This window comes from Frigidibacter sp. (genome assembly GCF_030695035.1).
GTDB lineage: Bacteria > Pseudomonadota > Alphaproteobacteria > Rhodobacterales > Rhodobacteraceae > Frigidibacter.
The window spans coordinates 28,699-48,050 of sequence record NZ_JAUYTT010000014.1; the positions used below are offsets into that span (position 1 = coordinate 28,699).

15 protein-coding genes are annotated in these 19,352 nt (G+C 68.5%); 7 read left to right on the top strand and 8 right to left on the bottom strand.

Features of this window, described 5'->3' with window-relative positions:
* Positions 1-96: 96 nt before the first annotated feature.
* Complete coding sequence (gene hemC / locus Q8S30_RS14155) at positions 97-1,035, top strand: hydroxymethylbilane synthase (protein WP_305666675.1); 939 nt, start codon at positions 97-99, stop codon at positions 1,033-1,035.
* Between the two features lie 6 nt (positions 1,036-1,041).
* On the opposite strand, the gene Q8S30_RS14160 is transcribed toward hemC, so the two are convergent.
* Complete coding sequence (locus Q8S30_RS14160; protein WP_305666676.1) at positions 1,042-2,442, bottom strand: FAD-binding oxidoreductase; 1,401 nt, start codon at positions 2,440-2,442, stop codon at positions 1,042-1,044.
* 98 nt (positions 2,443-2,540) lie between these two features.
* Here Q8S30_RS14160 and Q8S30_RS14165 point away from each other — a divergent pair, with 98 nt between their 5' ends.
* Positions 2,541-4,577: an NADH:flavin oxidoreductase gene (locus Q8S30_RS14165; RefSeq protein ID WP_305666677.1), complete on the top strand. Its 2,037-nt coding sequence runs from the start codon at positions 2,541-2,543 to the stop codon at positions 4,575-4,577.
* Between the two features lie 349 nt (positions 4,578-4,926).
* Positions 4,927-5,631, top strand: coding sequence for a YceI family protein (locus Q8S30_RS14170; protein ID WP_305666678.1), 705 nt, complete (start codon positions 4,927-4,929; stop codon positions 5,629-5,631).
* Here Q8S30_RS14170 and Q8S30_RS14175 read toward each other — a convergent pair.
* Entirely contained in the window at positions 5,628-6,227 is a 600-nt protein-coding gene (locus Q8S30_RS14175; RefSeq protein ID WP_371135525.1) for an arylesterase, read from the bottom strand. The two genes, Q8S30_RS14170 and Q8S30_RS14175, sit on opposite strands and share 4 nt — an antisense overlap.
* Positions 6,228-6,312: 85 nt before the next feature.
* On the opposite strand from Q8S30_RS14175, the gene Q8S30_RS14180 reads away from it, so the two are divergent.
* Entirely contained in the window at positions 6,313-7,032 is a 720-nt protein-coding gene (locus Q8S30_RS14180; protein ID WP_305666680.1) for an ABC transporter ATP-binding protein, read from the top strand.
* Entirely contained in the window at positions 7,029-9,533 is a 2,505-nt protein-coding gene (locus tag Q8S30_RS14185) for an ABC transporter permease (RefSeq protein ID WP_305666681.1), read from the top strand. Before Q8S30_RS14180 ends, Q8S30_RS14185 begins: the two co-directional genes overlap by 4 nt.
* A gap of 2 nt (positions 9,534-9,535) precedes the next feature.
* Here the strand turns inward: Q8S30_RS14185 and Q8S30_RS14190 are convergent, their stop codons facing one another.
* The 6 genes from Q8S30_RS14190 to urtA all read right to left on the bottom strand — a co-directional run bounded on the left by Q8S30_RS14190 (position 9,536) and on the right by urtA (position 18,054).
* Positions 9,536-12,019: a heavy metal translocating P-type ATPase gene (locus tag Q8S30_RS14190; RefSeq protein WP_305666682.1), complete on the bottom strand. Its 2,484-nt coding sequence runs from the start codon at positions 12,017-12,019 to the stop codon at positions 9,536-9,538.
* 371 nt (positions 12,020-12,390) lie between these two features.
* Positions 12,391-13,086, bottom strand: coding sequence for an urea ABC transporter ATP-binding subunit UrtE (gene urtE / locus Q8S30_RS14195; RefSeq protein WP_305666683.1), 696 nt, complete (start codon positions 13,084-13,086; stop codon positions 12,391-12,393).
* 1 nt (position 13,087) lies between these two features.
* Positions 13,088-13,825 carry an urea ABC transporter ATP-binding protein UrtD gene (gene urtD, locus Q8S30_RS14200; protein WP_305666684.1) on the bottom strand — a complete coding sequence of 246 codons (738 nt, stop codon included), beginning with the start codon at positions 13,823-13,825 and terminating at the stop codon, positions 13,088-13,090.
* On the bottom strand, positions 13,822-14,925 hold the full coding sequence (gene urtC, locus Q8S30_RS14205) for an urea ABC transporter permease subunit UrtC (protein ID WP_305666685.1): 1,104 nt from the start codon (positions 14,923-14,925) through the stop codon (positions 13,822-13,824). Before urtC ends, urtD begins: the two co-directional genes overlap by 4 nt.
* A 115-nt stretch (positions 14,926-15,040) precedes the next feature.
* A complete protein-coding gene (urtB, locus tag Q8S30_RS14210) occupies positions 15,041-16,636 on the bottom strand; it encodes an urea ABC transporter permease subunit UrtB (protein ID WP_305666686.1) in 1,596 nt (531 codons plus the stop codon).
* 134 nt (positions 16,637-16,770) lie between these two features.
* Positions 16,771-18,054: an urea ABC transporter substrate-binding protein gene (gene urtA / locus Q8S30_RS14215; protein WP_371135532.1), complete on the bottom strand. Its 1,284-nt coding sequence runs from the start codon at positions 18,052-18,054 to the stop codon at positions 16,771-16,773.
* 441 nt (positions 18,055-18,495) lie between these two features.
* Between urtA and Q8S30_RS14220 the strand changes: the two genes are divergently transcribed.
* Both Q8S30_RS14220 and Q8S30_RS14225 read left to right on the top strand, forming a co-directional pair.
* Complete coding sequence (locus Q8S30_RS14220) at positions 18,496-18,699, top strand: DUF2892 domain-containing protein (protein ID WP_305666688.1); 204 nt, start codon at positions 18,496-18,498, stop codon at positions 18,697-18,699.
* Between the two features lie 74 nt (positions 18,700-18,773).
* Positions 18,774-19,343 (top strand): L,D-transpeptidase, encoded by a 570-nt coding sequence (locus Q8S30_RS14225; protein WP_305666906.1) that lies wholly within the window; start codon positions 18,774-18,776, stop codon positions 19,341-19,343.
* Positions 19,344-19,352: the final 9 nt, after the last annotated feature.

Genomic DNA, 19,352 nt, shown 5'->3' on the forward strand with positions numbered 1-19,352 from the left:
GATGGCTCCCTTTTGTCGCCCTTCATCGCCGGGTGCGGCGCGATGTCAACCCGCTGGGGCATTGCGCGGTTCATTTGCCGCGGCTATGCGGGGGATATGCAGATACCCGACGCAAAATCCCCGCTGAAGATCGGCACCCGTGGCTCGCCGCTGGCGCTGGCACAGGCGTTCGAGACCCGCCGTCGCCTGATGGACGCCCACGGCCTGCCCGAGGACGCCTTCGAGATCGTCATCATCAAGACGACCGGCGACAAGGTGCTGGACCGCCCGCTGAAAGAGATCGGCGGCAAGGGGCTGTTCACCAAGGAAATCGAGGAAGCGCTGACGGCGGGCGGCATCGACATCGCGGTGCACTCGATGAAGGACATGCCGGTGGATCAGCCCGAGGGACTGCTGATCGACTGCTACCTGCCGCGCGAGGATGTGCGCGATGCCTTCGTCTCGCCGCAAGTGCCGAAGCTGATGGACCTGCCGCAGGGTGCGGTGGTCGGCTCGTCGAGCCTGCGGCGCCGCGCGCAGCTGGCCTATCGGCGCCCCGATTTGCAGCTGGTGGAGTTCCGGGGGAATGTGCAGACGCGGTTGAAGAAGCTCGACCAAGGCGTTGCGATGGCGACGTTTCTGGCGATGGCGGGGCTGAACCGCCTTGGCATGGCGCAGGTCGCGCAAAGCGCCATCGAGGTCGATGAGATGCTACCGGCGGTGGCGCAGGGCGCCATCGGGATCGAGCGGCGGGCGGTGGATGCGCGGGCGAAGTTCCTGCTCGCGGCCATCCACGACACGCCCACCGGGCACCGGCTGGCGGCAGAGCGGGCCTATCTGGCGGCGCTGGACGGGTCTTGCGAGACGCCTATCGCCGGGCTGGCGGTGCTGGAGGCGGGCGAGGTCTGGCTGCGCGGCGAGATCCTGCGGCCCGACGGATCGGAGTCCATCACCGGCGAGGCGCGGGGCAGCATTGCCGACGCCGCCGATCTGGGTACCGATCTGGCGCGGCGGCTGCTGGCCGAAGCGCCGGCCGGCTTCTTCGACTGGCGCTGAGCCGGGTTACACCACCGTCTTGCCGGGGTTGAGCACGCTGCCCGGGTCCAGCGCGGCGCGGATGGCGCGCATCGCGTCAAGCGCCACCGGATCCTTGTGGGCCTGCAGCGTCGCCAGCTTTGACCGACCGATGCCATGCTCGGCCGAGAACGATCCGCCAAGCGCCACTGCTTCCTCGGCCACCGCGGCGCGGATCTCGACCTGCAGGGCCAGATCGTCACGGGAGGGATAGGCGGTGTAGTGAATGTTGCCATCGCCCAGATGCGCCACCACCAGCTCACCCGCCTCGGGGTCCAGCGTCGCCAGACGGGCGGCCATCGCATCCAGAAACGCCTGCAGCCGGTCCAGCGGCAGCGCCACATCGGTATCGACCAGCACCGGCGCGGTGAAGGTGATCTCGGCCGCCGCCTCGCGCCGTGCCCACATCTCGCGCCGCTGTGCCTCGGTCTGGGCGATCACCGCGTCCAGCAGCGCGCCCTCTTCCAGCGCCTCGGCCAGCACCGACTCCAGATGAGTCACTACGGGCAGGGCGCCATCCGGGCCGGGGGTGGCATCGCGGGGGGCGGTGGCCCCAACCTCGACCAGCACCGTCACCGGGTGAATTTCGCCGAAGGGCTGGCGCAGGTCGGGGCGGTGCTGTGCCAGCTTGGCCATGTAGGTGGCCGGCATGAACTCATAAGCTTCGACCGCGCCCCCCGTTTCGGCCTGCAGCCGGTTCAACAGCGCCAGCGCGCCCTCCAGCGAGGACAGCGCCAGCGTGGCGGTGGCATAGGCACGCGGCGCGGGAACCAGCTTCAACACCGCAGCGGTGACGATGCCAAGCGTTCCCTCCGCTCCGATCACCAGATCGCGCAGCGAATAGCCGGTGTTGTCCTTGTGCAGCGCGCCCATCAGGTCCATCACCCGGCCGTCGGCCAGCACCACCTCGACCCCCAGCACCAGCGCGCGGGTGGTGCCATAGCGCAGCACGTTCGACCCGCCGGCATTGGTCGAGATGACGCCGCCGATGGTGGCAGAGCCCTTGGCGCCGAAGGTCAGCGGGAAGGCCAGCCCATGCTCGGCCGCGGCGCCGTGCAGCGCCTCCAGCACCACGCCCGCCTCCACCACCGCCACCCGCGCGGCGGGGCGGATCTCGCGGATGCGGTTCATCCGGGCCAGCGACAGCATCAGCGCGCCTTCGGCATAGGTGCCGCCGTTGAGCCCGGTGTTGCCGCCGACCGGCACCACCTTCGTGCCGCTCTCGCCCGCCAGCCGCAGGATCGCTGCCACCTCGGCCGTATTGGCCGGGCGAGCGACCGCCAGCGGCGTCCAGCGGTAATGCCCTGTCCATTCGCGGCACCAGGGGGCCATGTCGGCCCCGGTCAGGACATTCTCGGCGCCGATCAGGCTGCGCAGGCGGTCAAGCATCGAACCCTCCATTTGGCGTAACTTGTCGGTTTCCTGACGCGGATTGACCAGAGGCGAAATGCACCGCGGTGCAGCATTGCCGGGAAGGAGCCCCCGACATGCGCAATGATCCGCTGCTGCAGCCCTACCGCCTGAGGCATCTGGTGCTGAAGAACCGCCTGATGTCCACCGCGCATGAACCGGCCTATTCCGAGGACGGGATGCCGACGGATCGCTACCGGCTCTATCACCGCGAAAAGGCGCGGGGCGGGATCGCGCTGACCATGACGGCGGGGTCTGCCGTGGTATCGCCCGACAGCCCCGAGGCATTCGGCAACCTGCACGCCTACAAGGATGAGATCGTGCCCTGGCTGCGGCGGCTGGCCGATGACTGCCACGAGGAAGGCTGCGCGGTGATGATCCAGATCACCCATCTGGGCCGCCGCACCGGCTGGAACAAGGCCGACTGGCTGCCGGTGCTGTCGGCCAGCCCGGTGCGCGAGGCGGCGCATCGGGCCTTCCCGAAGCAGGCCGAGGACTGGGACATCTCCCGCATCGTTGCCGATTACGCCGCCGCCGCGCAGCGGATGCAAGCGGCGGGGCTCGACGGTATCGAGTTTGAGGCTTACGGGCATTTCATGGACAGCTTCTGGTCTCCCGCCACCAATCGGCGCGAGGATGACTGGGGCGGCAGCCTGGACAACCGCCTGCGATTTACCTGGGCGGTGATCGACGCGGTGCGCGCGGCGACGGGGCCGGATTTCATCGTCGGCATCCGCATGGTCGCCGATGAGGATTGGGACAAGGGGCTGAGCCGCGCCGAGGGGGTGGAGATCGCGCAGCGCATCGCCGCCAGCGGCAAGTTCGACTTCCTCAACCTGATCCGCGGGCATATCGACTCTGATGCCGCGCTGACCGGGGTGATCCCGATCCAGGGCATGGCCAGCGCCCCGCATCTCGATTTCGCCGGCGAGGTGCGGGCGGCGACCGGGGTGCCGATGTTCCATGCGGCGCGCATCCCCGATGTGGCGACCGCCCGCCACGCCATTGCCAGCGGCAAGCTGGACATGGTCGGCATGACCCGCGCCCATATCGCCGATCCGCATATCGGGGCCAAGGTGGCCGCGGGGCTGGAGGACCGGATCCGCCCCTGTGTGGGAGCGACCTATTGCCTCGACCGGATTTATGAGGGCGGTGGCGCGCTGTGCATTCACAACGCCGCCACCGGGCGCGAGGCGCAGATGCCGCATGTGATTGCCCGCGCCCCGGTGCCGCGCCGGGTGGTGGTGGTCGGTGCCGGCCCCGCGGGGCTGGAGGCGGCGCGGGTGGCCGGGGAGCGCGGCCACAGCGTGACGGTGCTGGAGGCCGCGGCGCAGGCGGGCGGGCAGGTCGGCCTGCTGGTCCAGAACCCGCGACGGCGCGAGATGATCGGGATCATCGACTGGCGGTTGGCAGAGCTGGAGCGGCTGGGGTTGGAACTGCGCTTCAACAGCTATGCCGAGGCTGAGGATGTGCTGGCGCTTGCGCCCGATATGGTGGTGATCGCCACCGGCGGCTTGCCGCAACCGCCCGAGGCAGACGGGGTGGAACTGGCGATCAGCAGCTGGGACGTGATCTCGGGCGCGGTGAAGCCGCAGGGCCGGGTGCTGGTCTATGACGATGGCGGCGCCCATGCCGGAATCTCTGCCGCCGAGATGCTGGCCCGCGCCGGGGCCGAGGTGGAGCTGGTCACGCCGGAACGGATGCTCTCGCCCGACATTGGCGGCATGAACGTGGTGCCCTACCTCAAGTCGCTGCACGAGACCGGCAGCCGGATCACCCCCGCGCTGCGGCTGGCCGCGGTGCGGCGCGAAGGCAACGGGCTGGTGGCGGTGCTGGGGTCGGACTATGCGCCGGGGGCCGTGCAGGAGCGGCGGGTGGATCAGGTCGTGGTGGAACATGGCACGGCGCCGCTGGACGAGCTGTATTTCGCGCTGAAGCCCGGCAGCCGCAATCTGGGCGCGGTGGATTACACGGCACTGATCGGGGAGGGGGAAGTGCTGCCGGTGACCAATCCGGCGGGGAGCTACGGGCTCTACCGGATCGGGGATGCGGTGCAGGCGCGCAATATCCATGCCGGGATCTATGAGGCGCTGCGGTTCGGGATCAGGTGGTAGGGGGCACTCCCTGTTTCGTTGCGCACCACGCTTGCCTTCTTCAGAATTTCGGCCGTCGACGAAATTCTGATGTGCCCGCCCCCCACGGGCGGGCACATTCGTGCCCACCGGGGCGGTCAATCAGAATTTGGAACCGTAGGGCCAAGCTTCACCCCCCTTGCCCTGCGGCTTGCGCCTTCGGGCAACCGTCGCGGTCGGCTTGCCACTGGCAAGCCACCTGATCGCGCCGGGGCGCCAGCTGTCTGATCGCCGGGACTGTGGCTGACGTCGGCAGCCCTCTCGCGGTCGTGGGTTGACCCGAGACGGCGCGCGGCGGACCATCCGACGCATTCAGGCAAGGAGAGTTGCAATGCGGATGGCACCGATCATGGCGCTGCTGGTGGGCATGGCTGGCGCAGCTATGGCACAGGAGGCCGCGCCCTCACCGGAGCAGCCGGAGGCCGCCCCACCCGCCTTCGCCCCGGCCCCCACTCAGGCCCCCGCTGGCCGCTATACGCTCGACCTCGCCCACGGGCGGCTGATCTTCCGCGTCAGCCATCTGGGCTTTTCCAACTACACCGCGCTCTTCACCCGGCTTGCCGCCGAACTGGACTTCGACCCGGCGAACCCCGAGGCGATGGGGCTGACTGCCACTGTAGATCCCGCCTCGATCGAGACCCACTTCCCCGACCCGGAGTTCGACTTCAACGCCTATCTGGCCGGCCCGGACTTCCTGGACGCGGCGGCCTTCCCCGAGATCACCTTCACCTCCACCCGCGTCAGGATGACCGCGCCCGACAAGGCGGCGGTGACGGGCGACCTGACCCTCCACGGTGTCACCCGGCCAATTACCCTGCGCGTGACCTTCAACGGCGGCTATGCGCCGCAGAGCTTCGATCCGGGCGGGGCGCGCATCGGGTTTTCGGCGGTGGGCACGCTGTTCCGCTCCGACTTCGGCATCGACCTTGGCATCCCGGCGCCGGGCACCACGCTGGGGGTGTCCGATGCCGTCGAGATCGTGATCGAGGCGGAGTTCATCAACCCCGACGCCTCGGGTGCGCAGGTCGGGCCTTAGTTGGCCATCTCCAGCAGCTTCAGCACCTCTGGCCCCAGCGTTTCCACCATTACCGCGACGCCCGCGGCCGAAGGGTGCAGCCCGTCCGGCTGCACCAGCCCGGCACGCTGGTCGGGGGCCACGTCCGACAGCCCCGCCAGCATGTTCGGGACCATCAGCGCGCCATATTGCTCTGCCAACTCGGGCCATATCGCGTCGAAATCCGTCTTGTAGTCGGCGCCATAGTTCCCCGGCGCGGGCAGGCCGATCAGCAGCACCGGCAGGCCCTGCGCCGAAGCCTCGGCCAATATCGCGTCGATATTCGCCCGCGTCTCCTCGGGCGGCAGCCCGCGCAGCAGGTCGTTCCCGCCAAGCGCCACGATCATCGCATCGGCGCCACCCTCCAGCGTCCAGCCGAGGCGCGCCAGCCCGCCGGCGCTGGTGTCGCCCGAAACGCCGGCATTCACCACCGTCACCTCGGCCCCGTTCGCCTGCAGCCAGGACTGCAACTGCGGCACGAACCCCTCTTGCTGCGGCAGTCCGTAGCCCTGTGTCAGGCTGTCGCCAAGCGCCACCAGTGTCAGCGGATCGGCCGCGGCGGGCGTCGCAACCGGCATCGCCAGTAAACTTGCTGCAACTGCGAGGTTGCGAAGCCGCGCTGCCGCGCCATATGCCATCTGAGGCAGGCAAAAGGCGGACCAGATGCGCGATACCAGTGGTGAAGCAGGCGAAACGGTTCTGGCGCTGGAAGATGCGCGGCTGACGCTGGCCGGCAATGCCGGGCCGGTGGAGGTGCTGCGCGGCATCACACTGCAGGTGAGGCGCGGCGAGAGCCTTGCGTTGATCGGGCCTTCGGGGTCTGGCAAATCATCACTCCTGATGCTGATGGGCGGTCTGGAACGCGCCACCGGCGGCAGGGTTCAGGCGCTTGGCCATGACCTGTCGGCGATGGGCGAAGATCAGCTGGCCCGGTTCCGCAGGGGGAATATGGGGATCGTCTTCCAATCCTTCCACCTTGTCCCGACGATGACCGCGCTGGAAAACGTCGCGCTGCCGTTGGAACTGGCCGGGGTGGGCGATGCCTTTGCCCGGGCCGAGGCGGAATTGCGCGCCGTGGGCCTTGGCGCGCGGCTTGGCCATTACCCGGCGCAGATGTCGGGCGGCGAGCAGCAGCGGGTGGCGCTGGCCCGTGCTGCGGCGCCGCGCCCCGCAATCCTGCTGGCCGATGAGCCGACGGGGAACCTCGATGCCACCAACGGTGCCGCGATCATGGATCTGCTGTTCGGCCTGCGCGACCGGCATGGCGCGACGCTGGTTCTGGTGACGCACGCGCCGGAGCTTGCCGAGCGTTGCGACCGCGTGGTGCGGCTCGCCGATGGCGCGGTGGCGGGCGAGGATATCCGGGCCGGGGTGCAGGCATGAGCGTCGCCTTCCGCATCGCGCTGCGCGAGCTGCGGGGCGGGATCGGCGGGTTCCGGGTGTTCCTGCTGTGCCTGATCCTTGGCGTCGCGGCGATTGCCGCCGTGGGCACGCTGCGCGAAGGCATCCGGCGGGGGCTGGACGCTCAGGGCGCGGTGCTGCTTGGCGGCGATGCGCAGATGGAGTTCACCTATCGCTATGCCAGCCCCGATGAGCGGGCCTGGATGGACGAGCGTGCCACCGGCCTGTCGGAGATCGTGGATTTCCGGTCCATGGCCGTGGTGGGCGAGGACCGGGCGCTGACGCAGGTGAAGGGCGTCGACGCCGCCTATCCGCTGGTGGGCGAGGTGGTGCTGGAGCCTGCAATGCCGCTGGCCGAGGCGCTGGCGGGCAGTGGCGCGGTGATGGACGGGGTGCTGGCCGACCGGCTGGGGCTGGCCGTGGGCGACCGGTTCCGGCTGGGGCAGGCCGAGTTCCGGCTGGCCGCGCGGCTGCTGCGAGAGCCGGACAGCGCGGCGGGCGGCTTCGGCCTTGGCCCGCGCACCATCGTCAGCACCGGCGATCTGGCGGGCTCGGGCCTGCTGGAGCCGGGGACGCTGTTCGAGACCGAATACCGCATGACCCTGCCGCCCACGGCCGACCTGAGCGCGATGCGGGCTGAGGCCGAGGCCGCCTTCCGTGACAGCGGGATGAGCTGGCAGGACCGCCGCCGCGGCGCGCCGGGCGTGGACCGGTTCGTGGAGCGGATCGGGTCCTTCCTCGTGCTGGTGGGGCTTGCCGGGCTGGCGGTGGGCGGCGTCGGCATCTCTGCCGCCGTGCGCGCCTATCTGGACCGCAAGACCGAGGCGATTGCGGTGCTGAAGGCGCTTGGGGCGACCGGCGGCACGATCCTTGCCGCCTATATGCTGCAGATCGGCGCGCTGACCGTGCTGGGGGTGGTGCTTGGCCTGCTGCTTGGCGGTAGCCTGCCTGTGCTGGCCGCGCCCTTGATTTCCGCGCAGATGCCGATCCCGGTGGAGCTGGGGTTTGCGCCCGGCGCACTGGCCGAGGCGGCGCTGTATGGCACGCTGACGGCGGCGATCTTCACGCTCTGGCCGCTGTCGCGGCTGCGCGAGGTGCGGGCGGCGGCGCTGTTCCGCGACCTTGGACCGGGGCGACGGGCCTGGCCCGGCCTTGGCATGGCGGCGGCGATGGCGCTGCTGGTGGCGGCGCTGGTCGGCGCCGCGGTGGGATTTTCGGGCGTGCCGGAGCTGGCGCTTGGCACGCTTGGCGGGGTGATCGCGGCGCTGGCGGTGCTGGCGCTGGCGGCCTGGGCCTTGGGCGGGCTGGCAAGGCGGCTGGCGGGGTTGGCGCTGATGCGCGGGCGGCCGGGGCTGCGGCTGGCGCTGTCGGCCATCGGCGGGCCGCGGGCCGAGGCGGCACCGGTGATCCTGTCGCTGGGGCTGGGGCTGGCGGTGCTGGCGGCGGTCGGGCAGATCGACGCCAACCTGCGCGCCGCCATCGACCGCGACCTGCCCGAGGTCGCGCCGAGCTACTTCTTCGTCGACATCCAGAACGACCAGATCGACGGTTTCCGCGAACGGCTGGACTCTGACGCGGCGGTCAGCCGGGTCGACAGCGCGCCGATGCTGCGGGGGATCATCACGCAGATCAACGGGTTGGACGCCCGCACCGTCGCGGGCAGCCATTGGGTGCTGAATGGCGACCGGGGGGTAACCTACTCGGACCGGCCGCCGGCGAACACCACGATCACCGCGGGCGAATGGTGGCCCGAGGGTTATGACGGCCCGCCGCAGGCCAGCTTTTCCGCCGAAGAGGCGGCCGAGATCGGGCTGAAGCTGGGCGACCGGATCACGGTGAACATCCTTGGCCGGGATCTGGAGGCGGAGGTGACGAGCTTCCGCGTGGTGGACTTTTCCACCGCCGGGATCGGCTTCGTGATCGCGTTGAACCCCGGCGCGCTGGCCGGTGCGCCGCATACCCATATCGCCACGGTCTATGCCGAGGAGGCCGCCGAGGCCGCGATTTTGCGTGATCTGGCAACCGCTTACCCGAACATCACCGCAATCCGCGTGCGCGATGCCATCGACCGCGTGGCCGAGGCGCTTACGGCGATTGCGCGGGCGACGGCGATTGCGGCGGCGGGGACGTTGGTCACCGGCTTCGTGGTGCTGATCGGGGCGGCGGCGGCGGGCGAAAGGGCGCGGGTCTATGAGGCGGCGCTGCTGAAGGTGCTGGGGGCGAGCCGGGGACGGATCCTTGGGTCATTCGCGCTGCGGTCGGCGATCATGGGCGCTGCGGCGGGGGTGGTAGCAGTTGCGTTTGGCGGTGTGGCGGGCTGGGCGGTGATGACCTTTGTCATGGAGGCGGAGTTCCGGTTCGAGCCGGTGTCGGCCATCGCCATCGTCACGGGTGGCGCGGCGGCGACCTTGCTGGCCGGATTGTTCTTTGCGCTCAGGCCCTTGGCGGCGCGGCCGGCGCAGGTTTTGCGGGCGCGGGACTGAGGTCAGCCGGCGCGTTTCAGCCTCAGGGCGTTGGTCACGACGAAGACCGACGAGAAGGCCATGGCGCCGGCGGCGAGCATGGGGGAGAGCAGCATTCCGTTCAGCGGATAGAGGGCTCCGGCGGCGACGGGGATGAGCAGAACGTTGTAGCTGAAGGCCCAGAACAGGTTCTGGCGGATGTTGCGCAGGGTCGCGCGGCTGAGTTTTATGGCCGAGGCGACGGCTTGCGGGTCGCCGGAAATCACAACGATATCAGCGCTTTCGATGGCGACATCGGTGCCGGTTCCCATGGCGATGCCGACATCGGCGGCGGCGAGGGCGGGGGCGTCGTTGATGCCGTCGCCGACGAAGGCGGTGGGGGCGGGAAGCGCCGCCAGCGCCTGCAGCTTGCCTTCGGGCAGGACGCCTGCGACCACGTTCGAAATGCCGATCCGCGCGGCGACGGCTTCGGCTGTCAGCCGGTTATCCCCTGAAATCATTGTGCTTTCCACGCCGAGCGCTTTCAGCGCGGCAACTGCTGCGCCCGCGCCGGGCTTCAGCGGGTCTGACACCGCGAGGACGGCGGAGAGGGTGCCGTCCACGGCGATGAGCACGGGGGTCTTGCCCTCGGCGGCCAGTGCCTCGGCACGTTCCGCAAGCATGTGGAAACCATGCAGAACCGATGCGGATGTCATATGCATAGCGTTTTCGTCGGGCTTTGCCGCCAGATCGACGCCTTCTCCCTCCAACAGTGCCGCATTGCCGATGAGCAAAGCGTGGCCGCCGACGCTGGCGACCAGCCCCTTGCCGGGGATGGCGCGGGCGGTGTCGGCGCGGGGGAGGGTCAGGCCGCGCTCTTTCGCCGCCGCGAGGATGGCGCTTGCGAGGGGGTGCTCGGAGCGGGCCTCGGCGCCCGCGACGAGGGTGAGCAGGTCATCCTCGGATACGCCGGGCGCGACCTCCAGATCGGTCAGGACCGGGTGGCCTTCGGTCAGGGTGCCGGTCTTGTCGAAGGCGACGGAGCGCACCTCGGCCAGCAGTTGCAGCGCGTCGCCGCGGCGGAAGAGGACGCCGAGTTCTGCGCCGCGGCCGGTGCCGACGAGGATGGAGACCGGGGTGGCGAGGCCCATCGCGCAGGGGCAGGCGATGATGAGCACCGAGATGCTGGCGACGAGGGCGTGGGTCAGGTGCGGCTCGGGGCCGAGGGTTAGCCAGACGAGGAAGGTCAGCACGGCCAGCGCCATCACGGCGGGGACGAACCAGCGGGTGATCTTGTCGACCAGCGCCTGCACCGGCAGCTTGCCGCCCTGCGCATCCTCGACCAGCCGGATGATGCGCGCGAGCACAGTATCGGCGCCGGTGGCGGTGACGCGGAAGGCGAGCGCGGCGGCGCCGTTGACGGTGCCGCCGGTGACGGTCGCGCCGGGGGTTTTCTCGACCGGGGCGGGCTCGCCGGTCAGCATCGATTCGTCGATCCAGCCGTGGCCGTCCGTCAGGAAGCCGTCCACCGCCACCCGTTCGCCGGGGGCAAGGAGGACGATGTCGCCGGGGGCGAGTTCCTCGACCGGGAGTTCGACCGTCTCGCCGCCGCGATCGACGCGGGCGGTGGCGGGGCGCAGGCCGACCAGCCGGCGGATCGCCTCGCCGGCCTGACCCTTGGCGCGCGCTTCGAGCCAGCGGCCGACGAGGATCAGGGTGACGATGGTCGCCGCCGCCTCGAAATACACATCGCGGGAGCTGGCGGGGAGGAGCGCGGGGGCGAAGGTGGCAACGGTGGAATAGCCGAAGGCGGCGAGGCTGCCGAGGGCGACGAGGCTGTTCATCTCGGGCGCCATGCGGGCGAGGGCGGGCAGGCCGATGCGCAGGAAGATGCGGCCGGGCCCGGCGAGGACGGCGGCGGTGAGGGCGAACTGGATCAGCCAGCTGGTCTGCATCCCGATGGTGGCCATGATCCAGTGGTGGAAGGCTGGGATCATGTGGCCGCCCATGGCGAGGATCACGACGGGGAGGGTGAGGGCGGCGGAGATCAGGGCGCGGCGTTTCATCAGCGCGGCTTCGTCGGCTTGCCGGTTTTCGGGGGCCGGCGTGTCTTGCGCGGGGTGGGCGGGGTAGCCGGCCTTGGTAACGCGCTGGGCGAGTTCGGTGGGGGAGGTGGCGCCGGGGGTGTAGCGGACCTGCGCTGCGTTGGTGGCGAGGTTGACGGAGGCTTCCAGCACGCCGGGGCTGGCCTGCAGGGCGCGTTCGACCCGGCCGACGCAAGAGGCGCAGGTCATGCCGCCGATGGTCAGGCGGGCTTCGGCCTCGGCCATCGGGTAGCCGGCTTTCTTGAGCGCGGCGGCGAGGGTGGCGGGGCTGGCGGGGGCGCGATAGGTGACGCGGGCGGAGTTGGCGGCGAGGTTGATACTGGCCTCGGTCACGCCCGGGACTGCCGTCAGCGCGCGTTCGGCCCGCCCGGCGCAGGAGGCGCAGGACATGCCGGTGACGGGGAAGGTGGCGGTCTGGGTCATGGGCTGGGCTCCGGGGGGTCGGTTATGGGAACCTAGACCCGGGGGCGGGATGTTTCAAGAGTTGTTGAAATGTCGAGGTGTCGCGGGCCATATGCGCCGCGATGTCCAGCTTGGCACCCCGGCGCGATCAGGCGGCTTGCCAGTGGCAAGCCGACCGCGTCGGTTGCCCGGAGGCGTGAGCCGGAGGGCAAGGGGTGGAGACATAGGCTCTAAGGGTTCCAAATTCTGATGGGTCCGCCCCGGTGGGCACGACTGTGCCCGCCACGGGGGGGCGGGCACAGCAGAATTTTGTCGACGGCCAAAATTCTGCAAGGCGACCGTTGCGAGGGATAAGGGAGGGCGGTGTTTGCCCGAGGGGGCGAAGGGCGGGGTCAGACCGTCAGCAGGTTCCTGACCGAATCCCCATCCATGTCGGCCCGCACCCCGGCGCGGATGACCTGGCCGCGTTCCAGCACGATGAAGTCATCCGCCAGATCCCGGGCGAAGTCGAAATACTGCTCGACCAGCACGATCGCCATGTCGCCCTTGCCGCGCAGGTATTTGATGGCGCGGCCGATATCCTGGATGATCGAGGGCTGGATGCCCTCGGTCGGTTCGTCCAGCACTAGCAGCCGGGGGCGGGTGACCATCGCGCGGCCGATGGCAAGCTGCTGCTGCTGGCCGCCGGAGAGGTCGCCGCCGCGGCGGTTCATCATCTGGGCGAGGACGGGGAAGAGGTCGAACACCTCATCGGGCACGCGGCGCTCGCGCCGGGGCAGGAGGGAGAAGCCGGTCTCGAGGTTCTCGCGCACGGTCAGCAGCGGGAAGATCTCGCGCCCTTGGGGCACGAAGGCGATGCCGGCGCGGGCGCGGGCCTCGGGGCGCAGGCGCGAGAGGTCGCGGCCTTCCCACTCCATCTTGCCGGACTTGATCTGCTGGCGGCCGGTGATGGCGCGCAGAAGCGTGGTCTTGCCGACGCCGTTGCGCCCCAGGACCGAGGTGACGCGGCCGGGATGGGCACTCATCGACACGCCGCGCAGGGCCTGAGCGGCGCCGTAGAACACGTCGATCTCGCGGATATCCAGCATGTCAGCGCCCCAGATAGACTTCGATGACCTCGGGATTCGCGGACACATGGTCCAGCGAGCCTTCGGTGAGGACATGGCCCTGATGCAGGACCGTGACGCGGCAATCCAGCGCACGGACGAAATCCATGTCATGCTCGACCACGATGACGGTGTGCTTGCCGGCGAGGCTGCGCAGGAGCTCGGCGGTGCGCATGGTTTCGGCATCGGTCATGCCGGCGGCGGGTTCGTCGACCAGCAGCAGCTCGGGGTCTTGCGCGAGGAGCATCCCGATTTCCAGCCATTGCTTTTGCCCGTGGCTGAGATCGGCGGCGGGGCGGTGGCGGTCGCCCTCCAGCCGCACCAGCTCGAGCAGTTCGGTGATGCGGGCGGCTTCGGCCTCGGTCTGGCGGTGGAAGAGGGTGGCGAGGACGGAGCGTTCGGCCTTGAGCGAGAGGGCGATGTTCTCCTCGACGCTGTGGGTTTCGAACACGGTGGGTTTCTGGAACTTGCGGCCGATGCCGAGGCGGGCGGAACCGGCCTCGTCGATCTTGGTCAGATCGACGGTCTGGTTCCACCAGACGCCGCCGCTGTCTGGCCGGGTCTTGCCGGTGATGATGTCCATCATCGTGGTCTTGCCGGCGCCGTTGGGGCCGATGACGGCGCGCAGCTCGCCCTTGTCCACCGCGAGCGAGAGGTCGTTGATGGCCTTGTAGCCGTCGAAGCTGCGGTTCACGCCGTCGAGAAGCAAATGGACGCTCATGCCTTGGCCTCTTGCAATGCGGGGGCGGGCTTCTTCTTGCGGGCGAAGGTCTCCTCGATCAGGCCAAGCACGCCCTTGGGCAGGAACAGGGTGACGAGGATGAAGAGCCCGCCGAGGGCGAAGAGCCAAAATTCGGGGAACCAGCCGGTGAAGAGGGTCTTGGCCAGCGCCACGAGGATCGCGCCGAGGGCCGCGCCGACGAGCGTGCCGCGGCCGCCGAGGGCGACCCAGATCACGATCTCGATGGAGTTGGCGGGGCTGAATTCGCCGGGGTTGATGATGCCGACCTGCGGGGTGTAGAGCGCGCCGGCGACGCCGGCCATCATGGCGGAGACGACGAAGATGAAGAGTTTGTAGCCTTCGACCCGATAGCCCATGAAGCGGGTGCGGCTTTCGGCATCGCGGATGCAGACGAGGATCATCCCCAGTTTCGATGTGGTGATGGCGCGGGCGATCAGCAGGCCAAGGGCCAGAGCAATCGCGGTGCAGACGAACAGCCCGGCGCGGGTGGCGTCGGACTGGATCGGGAAGCCAAGCACATCCTTGAAGTCGGTCAGGCCGTTATTGCCGCCAAAGCCCATCTCGTTGCGGAAGAAGGCGAGTTGCAGGGCGTAGGTCATCGCCTGGGTGATGATCGACAGGTAGACGCCGGTGACGCGGCTGCGGAAGGCGAACCAGCCGAAGAGGAAGGCCAGCGCGCCGGGGACCAGCATCACCATCAGCGAGGCGAACCAGAAATTGTCAAAGCCCATCCAGAACCACGGGAGTTCGTCCCAGCTGAGGAAGACCATGAAATCGGGCAGGTCGGGATTGGCATAGACGCCGCGGTCGCCGATCTCGCGCATCAGGTGCATTCCCATGGCGTAGCCGCCAAGGGCGAAGAAGGCGCCGTGACCGAGGCTGAGGATGCCGCAGAAGCCCCAGACCATATCCAGCGCCACCGCCAGCAGCGCGTAGCAAAGGTATTTGCCGAGCAACGAGACGATGTAGCTGGGCACCACCTTGCCGTCGAAGGCGAGGTTGCCGATGGGCACGGCCACTGTCAGCACGAAGAGGCCGGCCAGGAAGATGCCCATGCGGCGGTCGATGAGAGAGGTCATGCGCTGGGGTCCTTTGGGGCGGGCTCGGCAGGCGGTGCAGGCGGCGGCGTCAGCAGGCCGGGCGGTAGCGGCATCGACAGCAGCGAACGGCAGAGGGGAAATGCGGGCATCCGGGTCAGCCCTCGACCGCGCGGCCCTTGACGGCGAAGAGACCGCGGGGGCGTTTCTGGATGAAGAGGATGATGGCGACGAGCACGATGATCTTGGCCAGCACCGCGCCGGCATAGGGTTCCAGGAACTTGTTGACGATGCCGAGGCTAAAGGCGCCAGCCAGCGTGCCCCAGATATTGCCGGCGCCGCCGAAGACCACGACCATGAAACTGTCGACGATGTAGCTTTGGCCGAGGTTGGGGCTGACATTGTCGATCTGGCTGAGCGCGACGCCGGCGAGCCCGGCAATGCCGGCGCCAAGGCCGAAGGTCAGCGCATCGACCCAGTTGGTGCGGATGCCCATGCTGGCCGCCATCGGGCGGTTCTGGGTCACGGCGCGCATCTGCAGGCCGACGGCGGTGCGCTTCATCACGAAGAGCAGGACCGCGAAGACGGCGAGCGCGAAGATGAGGATCCAGAGCCGGTTCCAGGTGACGGTCATCTGCCCGACATCGAAGCTGCCCGACATCCAGGAGGGGTTGCCGACCTCGCGGTTGTTGGGGCCGAAGATCGAGCGGACGGATTGCTGCAGGATCAGGCTGACGCCCCAGGTGGCGAGCAGGGTTTCCAGCGCGCGGCCATAGAGGTGGCGGACGATGCCGCGCTCGATGGCGACGCCGACCGCGCCGGCGACGAGGAAGGCCAGCGGCGCCGCTATCAGCAGCGACCAGTCGAACAGGCCCGGCGCGTTCTGGCGGATGGTTTCCTGCACGGCATAGGTGGTGTAGGCGCCCAGCATCACCAGCTCGCCATGCGCCATGTTGATGACGCCCATCACGCCGAAGGTGATGGCGAGGCCGATAGCCGCGAGCAACAGGACGGAGCCGAGCGAGAGGCCGTACCAGATGTTCTGCGCCTGGCCCCAGAGCATCCGCGATTGCTCGATGGAGGCGAGGGCGGCGGCGGCAGCCTCGGCGATGTCGGGATCTTCCGAGGCGGCAAAGGGGGTGAGGATGCGCTGGGCATCGGCATCGCCGCGATCGGCGATCACATCGATGGCCTCGCGCTTTTCGGCATCGGGAAAGTCGCCGTCGAGGATGGCGACGGCGCGGGCCTCTGCCAGGCGGGATTTGACGGCGGGGTTTTCCTCGCGCTGGAAGGCGGCGTCGAGGAGTTCGTATTGCGCGGCGTCGGGGGCGCGGAAGGCGGCATCGGCAGCGGCAAGGCGCTTGGCGGGGTCGGGGTCCGACAGGGTGAGGATGCCAAGCGCGGCGCGGATATCGCGGCGGAGCCCGTTGTTGACGCGGATGCGCTCGGCGGATGTGGCCTCGGCATCTGTCAGGGGCGTACCGGCCAGCGCATCGGCGGGGGCGGGGGCGAGGATCACGACCTGGCCGGTGGTTTCGATGACGCCGAGGGCGCCGTCCAGCAGGGCGGTCAGGATCGCCTCGGCGCGCGGATCGCCGGTAAGGGCGATGGCGCCGACCACGGCGCCGCGGGCAGAGTAGCTGCCTTCGGGCAGGCTGGTGACGAGAGCGTCAAAGTCTTGGGTTTGCGCCGAGGCGGGGGCGGCAAACATGGGCAGAAGCAGGGCCAGAAGACAGGCGCGCAGAAACAACATGGGCAAATCCGCCTTGAGGCCGGAAGGGGAGGGGCAGCGACGGGCGGCGGGTCGTTACCGCGCCGCCCGCGACTGCGTATTCGTCGGGGCGCGACAACCGCCAACCGGCAGGTATCGCGCCCCTGGTGCCTGCGTCAGTTGGAGGCGCCGCCGCAGGTCTTTGTCTCGGTGTTGTAGTTGCCGCATTTCAGCTCGACCCAGTCCGAGGTGAGCACGGCGCTTTCGGGCAGGAAGTCCGACCAGGCATCGCCCTCGACCAGACCATCGGTTTCCCAGACCACGTCGAACTGGCCGTCATCCTGGATCTCGCCGACCAGAACCGGCTTGGTGATGTGGTGGTTCGGCAGCATGATCGAGGTGCCGCCGGTCAGGTTGGGAACCTCGATGCCGGGCAGCGCGTCGATGACCGCGTCGGCGTCGGTTGTGCCGGCCGCCTCGACCGCCTTCACCCACATGTTGAAGCCGATGTAATGGGCTTCCATCGGGTCGTTGGTCACGCGCTCTTCGCTGCCGATGAAGGTCTGCCACTTCTCGATGAACTCGGCATTCTCGGGGGTGTCGACCGACATGAAGTAGTTCCAGGCGGCGAGGTGGCCGACCAGCGGGGTGGTATCAAGGCCGGCCAGCTCTTCCTCGCCGACCGAGAAGGCGACGACGGGGATGTCTTCAGCCGAGACGCCCTGGTTGCCGAGTTCCTTGTAGAACGGCACGTTGGCATCGCCGTTGATGGTGGAGACGACGGCGGTCTTCTTGCCGGCGGAGCCGAAGGTCTTGATGTCGGACACGATCGTCTGCCAGTCGGAATGGCCGAAGGGCGTGTAGTTGATCATGATGTCTTCGGGGGCGACGCCCTTGCCGATCAGGTAGGCCTCGAGGATCTTGTTGGTGGTGCGCGGGTAGACATAGTCGGTGCCGGCCAGCACCCAGCGTTCCACGCCTTCCTCGGCCATCAGATAATCCACGGCCGGGATCGCCTGCTGGTTCGGGGCGGCGCCGGTGTAGAAGACGTTCTTCTGGCTTTCCTCGCCTTCATACTGCACCGGGTAGAACAGGATCGAGTTCAGCTCTTCGAACACCGGCAGCACCGATTTGCGCGAGACCGAGGTCCAGCAGCCGAAAACCACATCGACGCCGTTCGCCTCGATCAGCTCGCGCGCCTTTTCGGCAAAGAGCGGCCAGTCGGAGGCTGGGTCGACCACGACGGCCTCCAGCATCTTGCCGTTGATGCCGCCCTTCTTGTTCTGCTCGTCGATCAGCATCAGCATCACGTCTTTGAGCGTGGTTTCCGAGATCGCCATCGTGCCGGACAGCGAGTGGAGGACGCCCACCTTGATGGTGTCATCCTGCGCGATGGCCGCGGTGGACAGCAGCAGCGAGGCAATGCCCGCCTTGAAAAGTGTCTTGGCCTTGAAGGTCATGACGGTCTTCATCCCTCTTATGAATGGTGCGCAAGGACATGGCTTCCCCGCCGCCGGACTCCCCATGAGTCCGGGCGCCCCCGCGCCAATCGTTGTTGCATCTTGCGTGGTGCCGGTTCCCCGTTCCCCCCACCGCATCCCGTTGGGGCGCCTTGGCGGCCCCGGAGATCAGGTTTGCAACTGCGGCGCGGTGTGTGAACTCTGCGTATGCCGCGCCGGGGTGGGTTGTGTCGGATTTGTGGCGCGAGCCCGGAAATGCCGACTTTTTGTGCGAAGCTGTCGTCAAATTGTGCGGAAACCAGTTCGGCCATGCCGCAAAGCGACCGATTCGGGTCGAAGCACGACGGGTGCAGTGGAACAGTGCATTACATTCTATATATTGAATTTGATGTGAGGCACCTGTATTCGAAGGGCCTGCTTTCCTGACATGGAGTTTTGCCGATGTCCCTCGACCGTGCCGTTCTGGCCTTTGCCGGCGTGATGACCCTGCTGAGCGTGCTGCTGACGGCGCTCGTCTCGCCGCTGTTCATGTGGTTCACCGTGTTCATCGGGTTGAATCTGCTGCAATCGGCTTTCACCGGGTTTTGCCCGGCCGCGATCCTGTTCCGCAAGCTGGGCGTGAAGGCGGGCTGCGCGTTCCAGTAAGGATTCCCGGAACTTGTGCGATGAGGGGGGCGTTTGCTACAGTCTCGCCATCTCAGAGGGATAATCCGATGACCATGCCTACCATCGCCCGCCGTACCCTGCTGGGCGGTATCGCCGCCGGGGCCGCGCTTGCTGCCCTGCCGCTCCGCGCCGCGACTGAAGCGCCGCTGGTGATCGCGCCGCAATTCATGCCGCAAGAGGTGCGGGTGCGCAAAGACATGGCGGTGGGATCGATCACCATCCTGTCGGACCAATTCTACCTCTATTTCATCGACCGGCCCGGCGTGGCCATCCGCTATGGCGTGGCGGTGGGGCGTGACGAGCTGAAATTCCGCGGCATGGCCGAGGTGGCGCGCAAGGTCGAATGGCCGAGCTGGCGCCCGACGCCCGAGATGATCGAGCGCAGCCCGGGGCATTACGCCAAATATGCCGACGGGATGCCGGGCGGGCCGACCAACCCCTTGGGCGCGCGGGCGCTGTACCTGTACCAGAACGGGCAGGACACGGCGATCCGCATCCATGGCACGACAGAGCCGCAATCCATCGGAAGCGCCGTGTCGAACGGCTGCATCCGCATGGTCAACTCGCATGTCATCGACCTGTATCAGCGGGTGCCGCTGGGAACGCCGGTGGCGGTCTATTAAGCCGCCGCT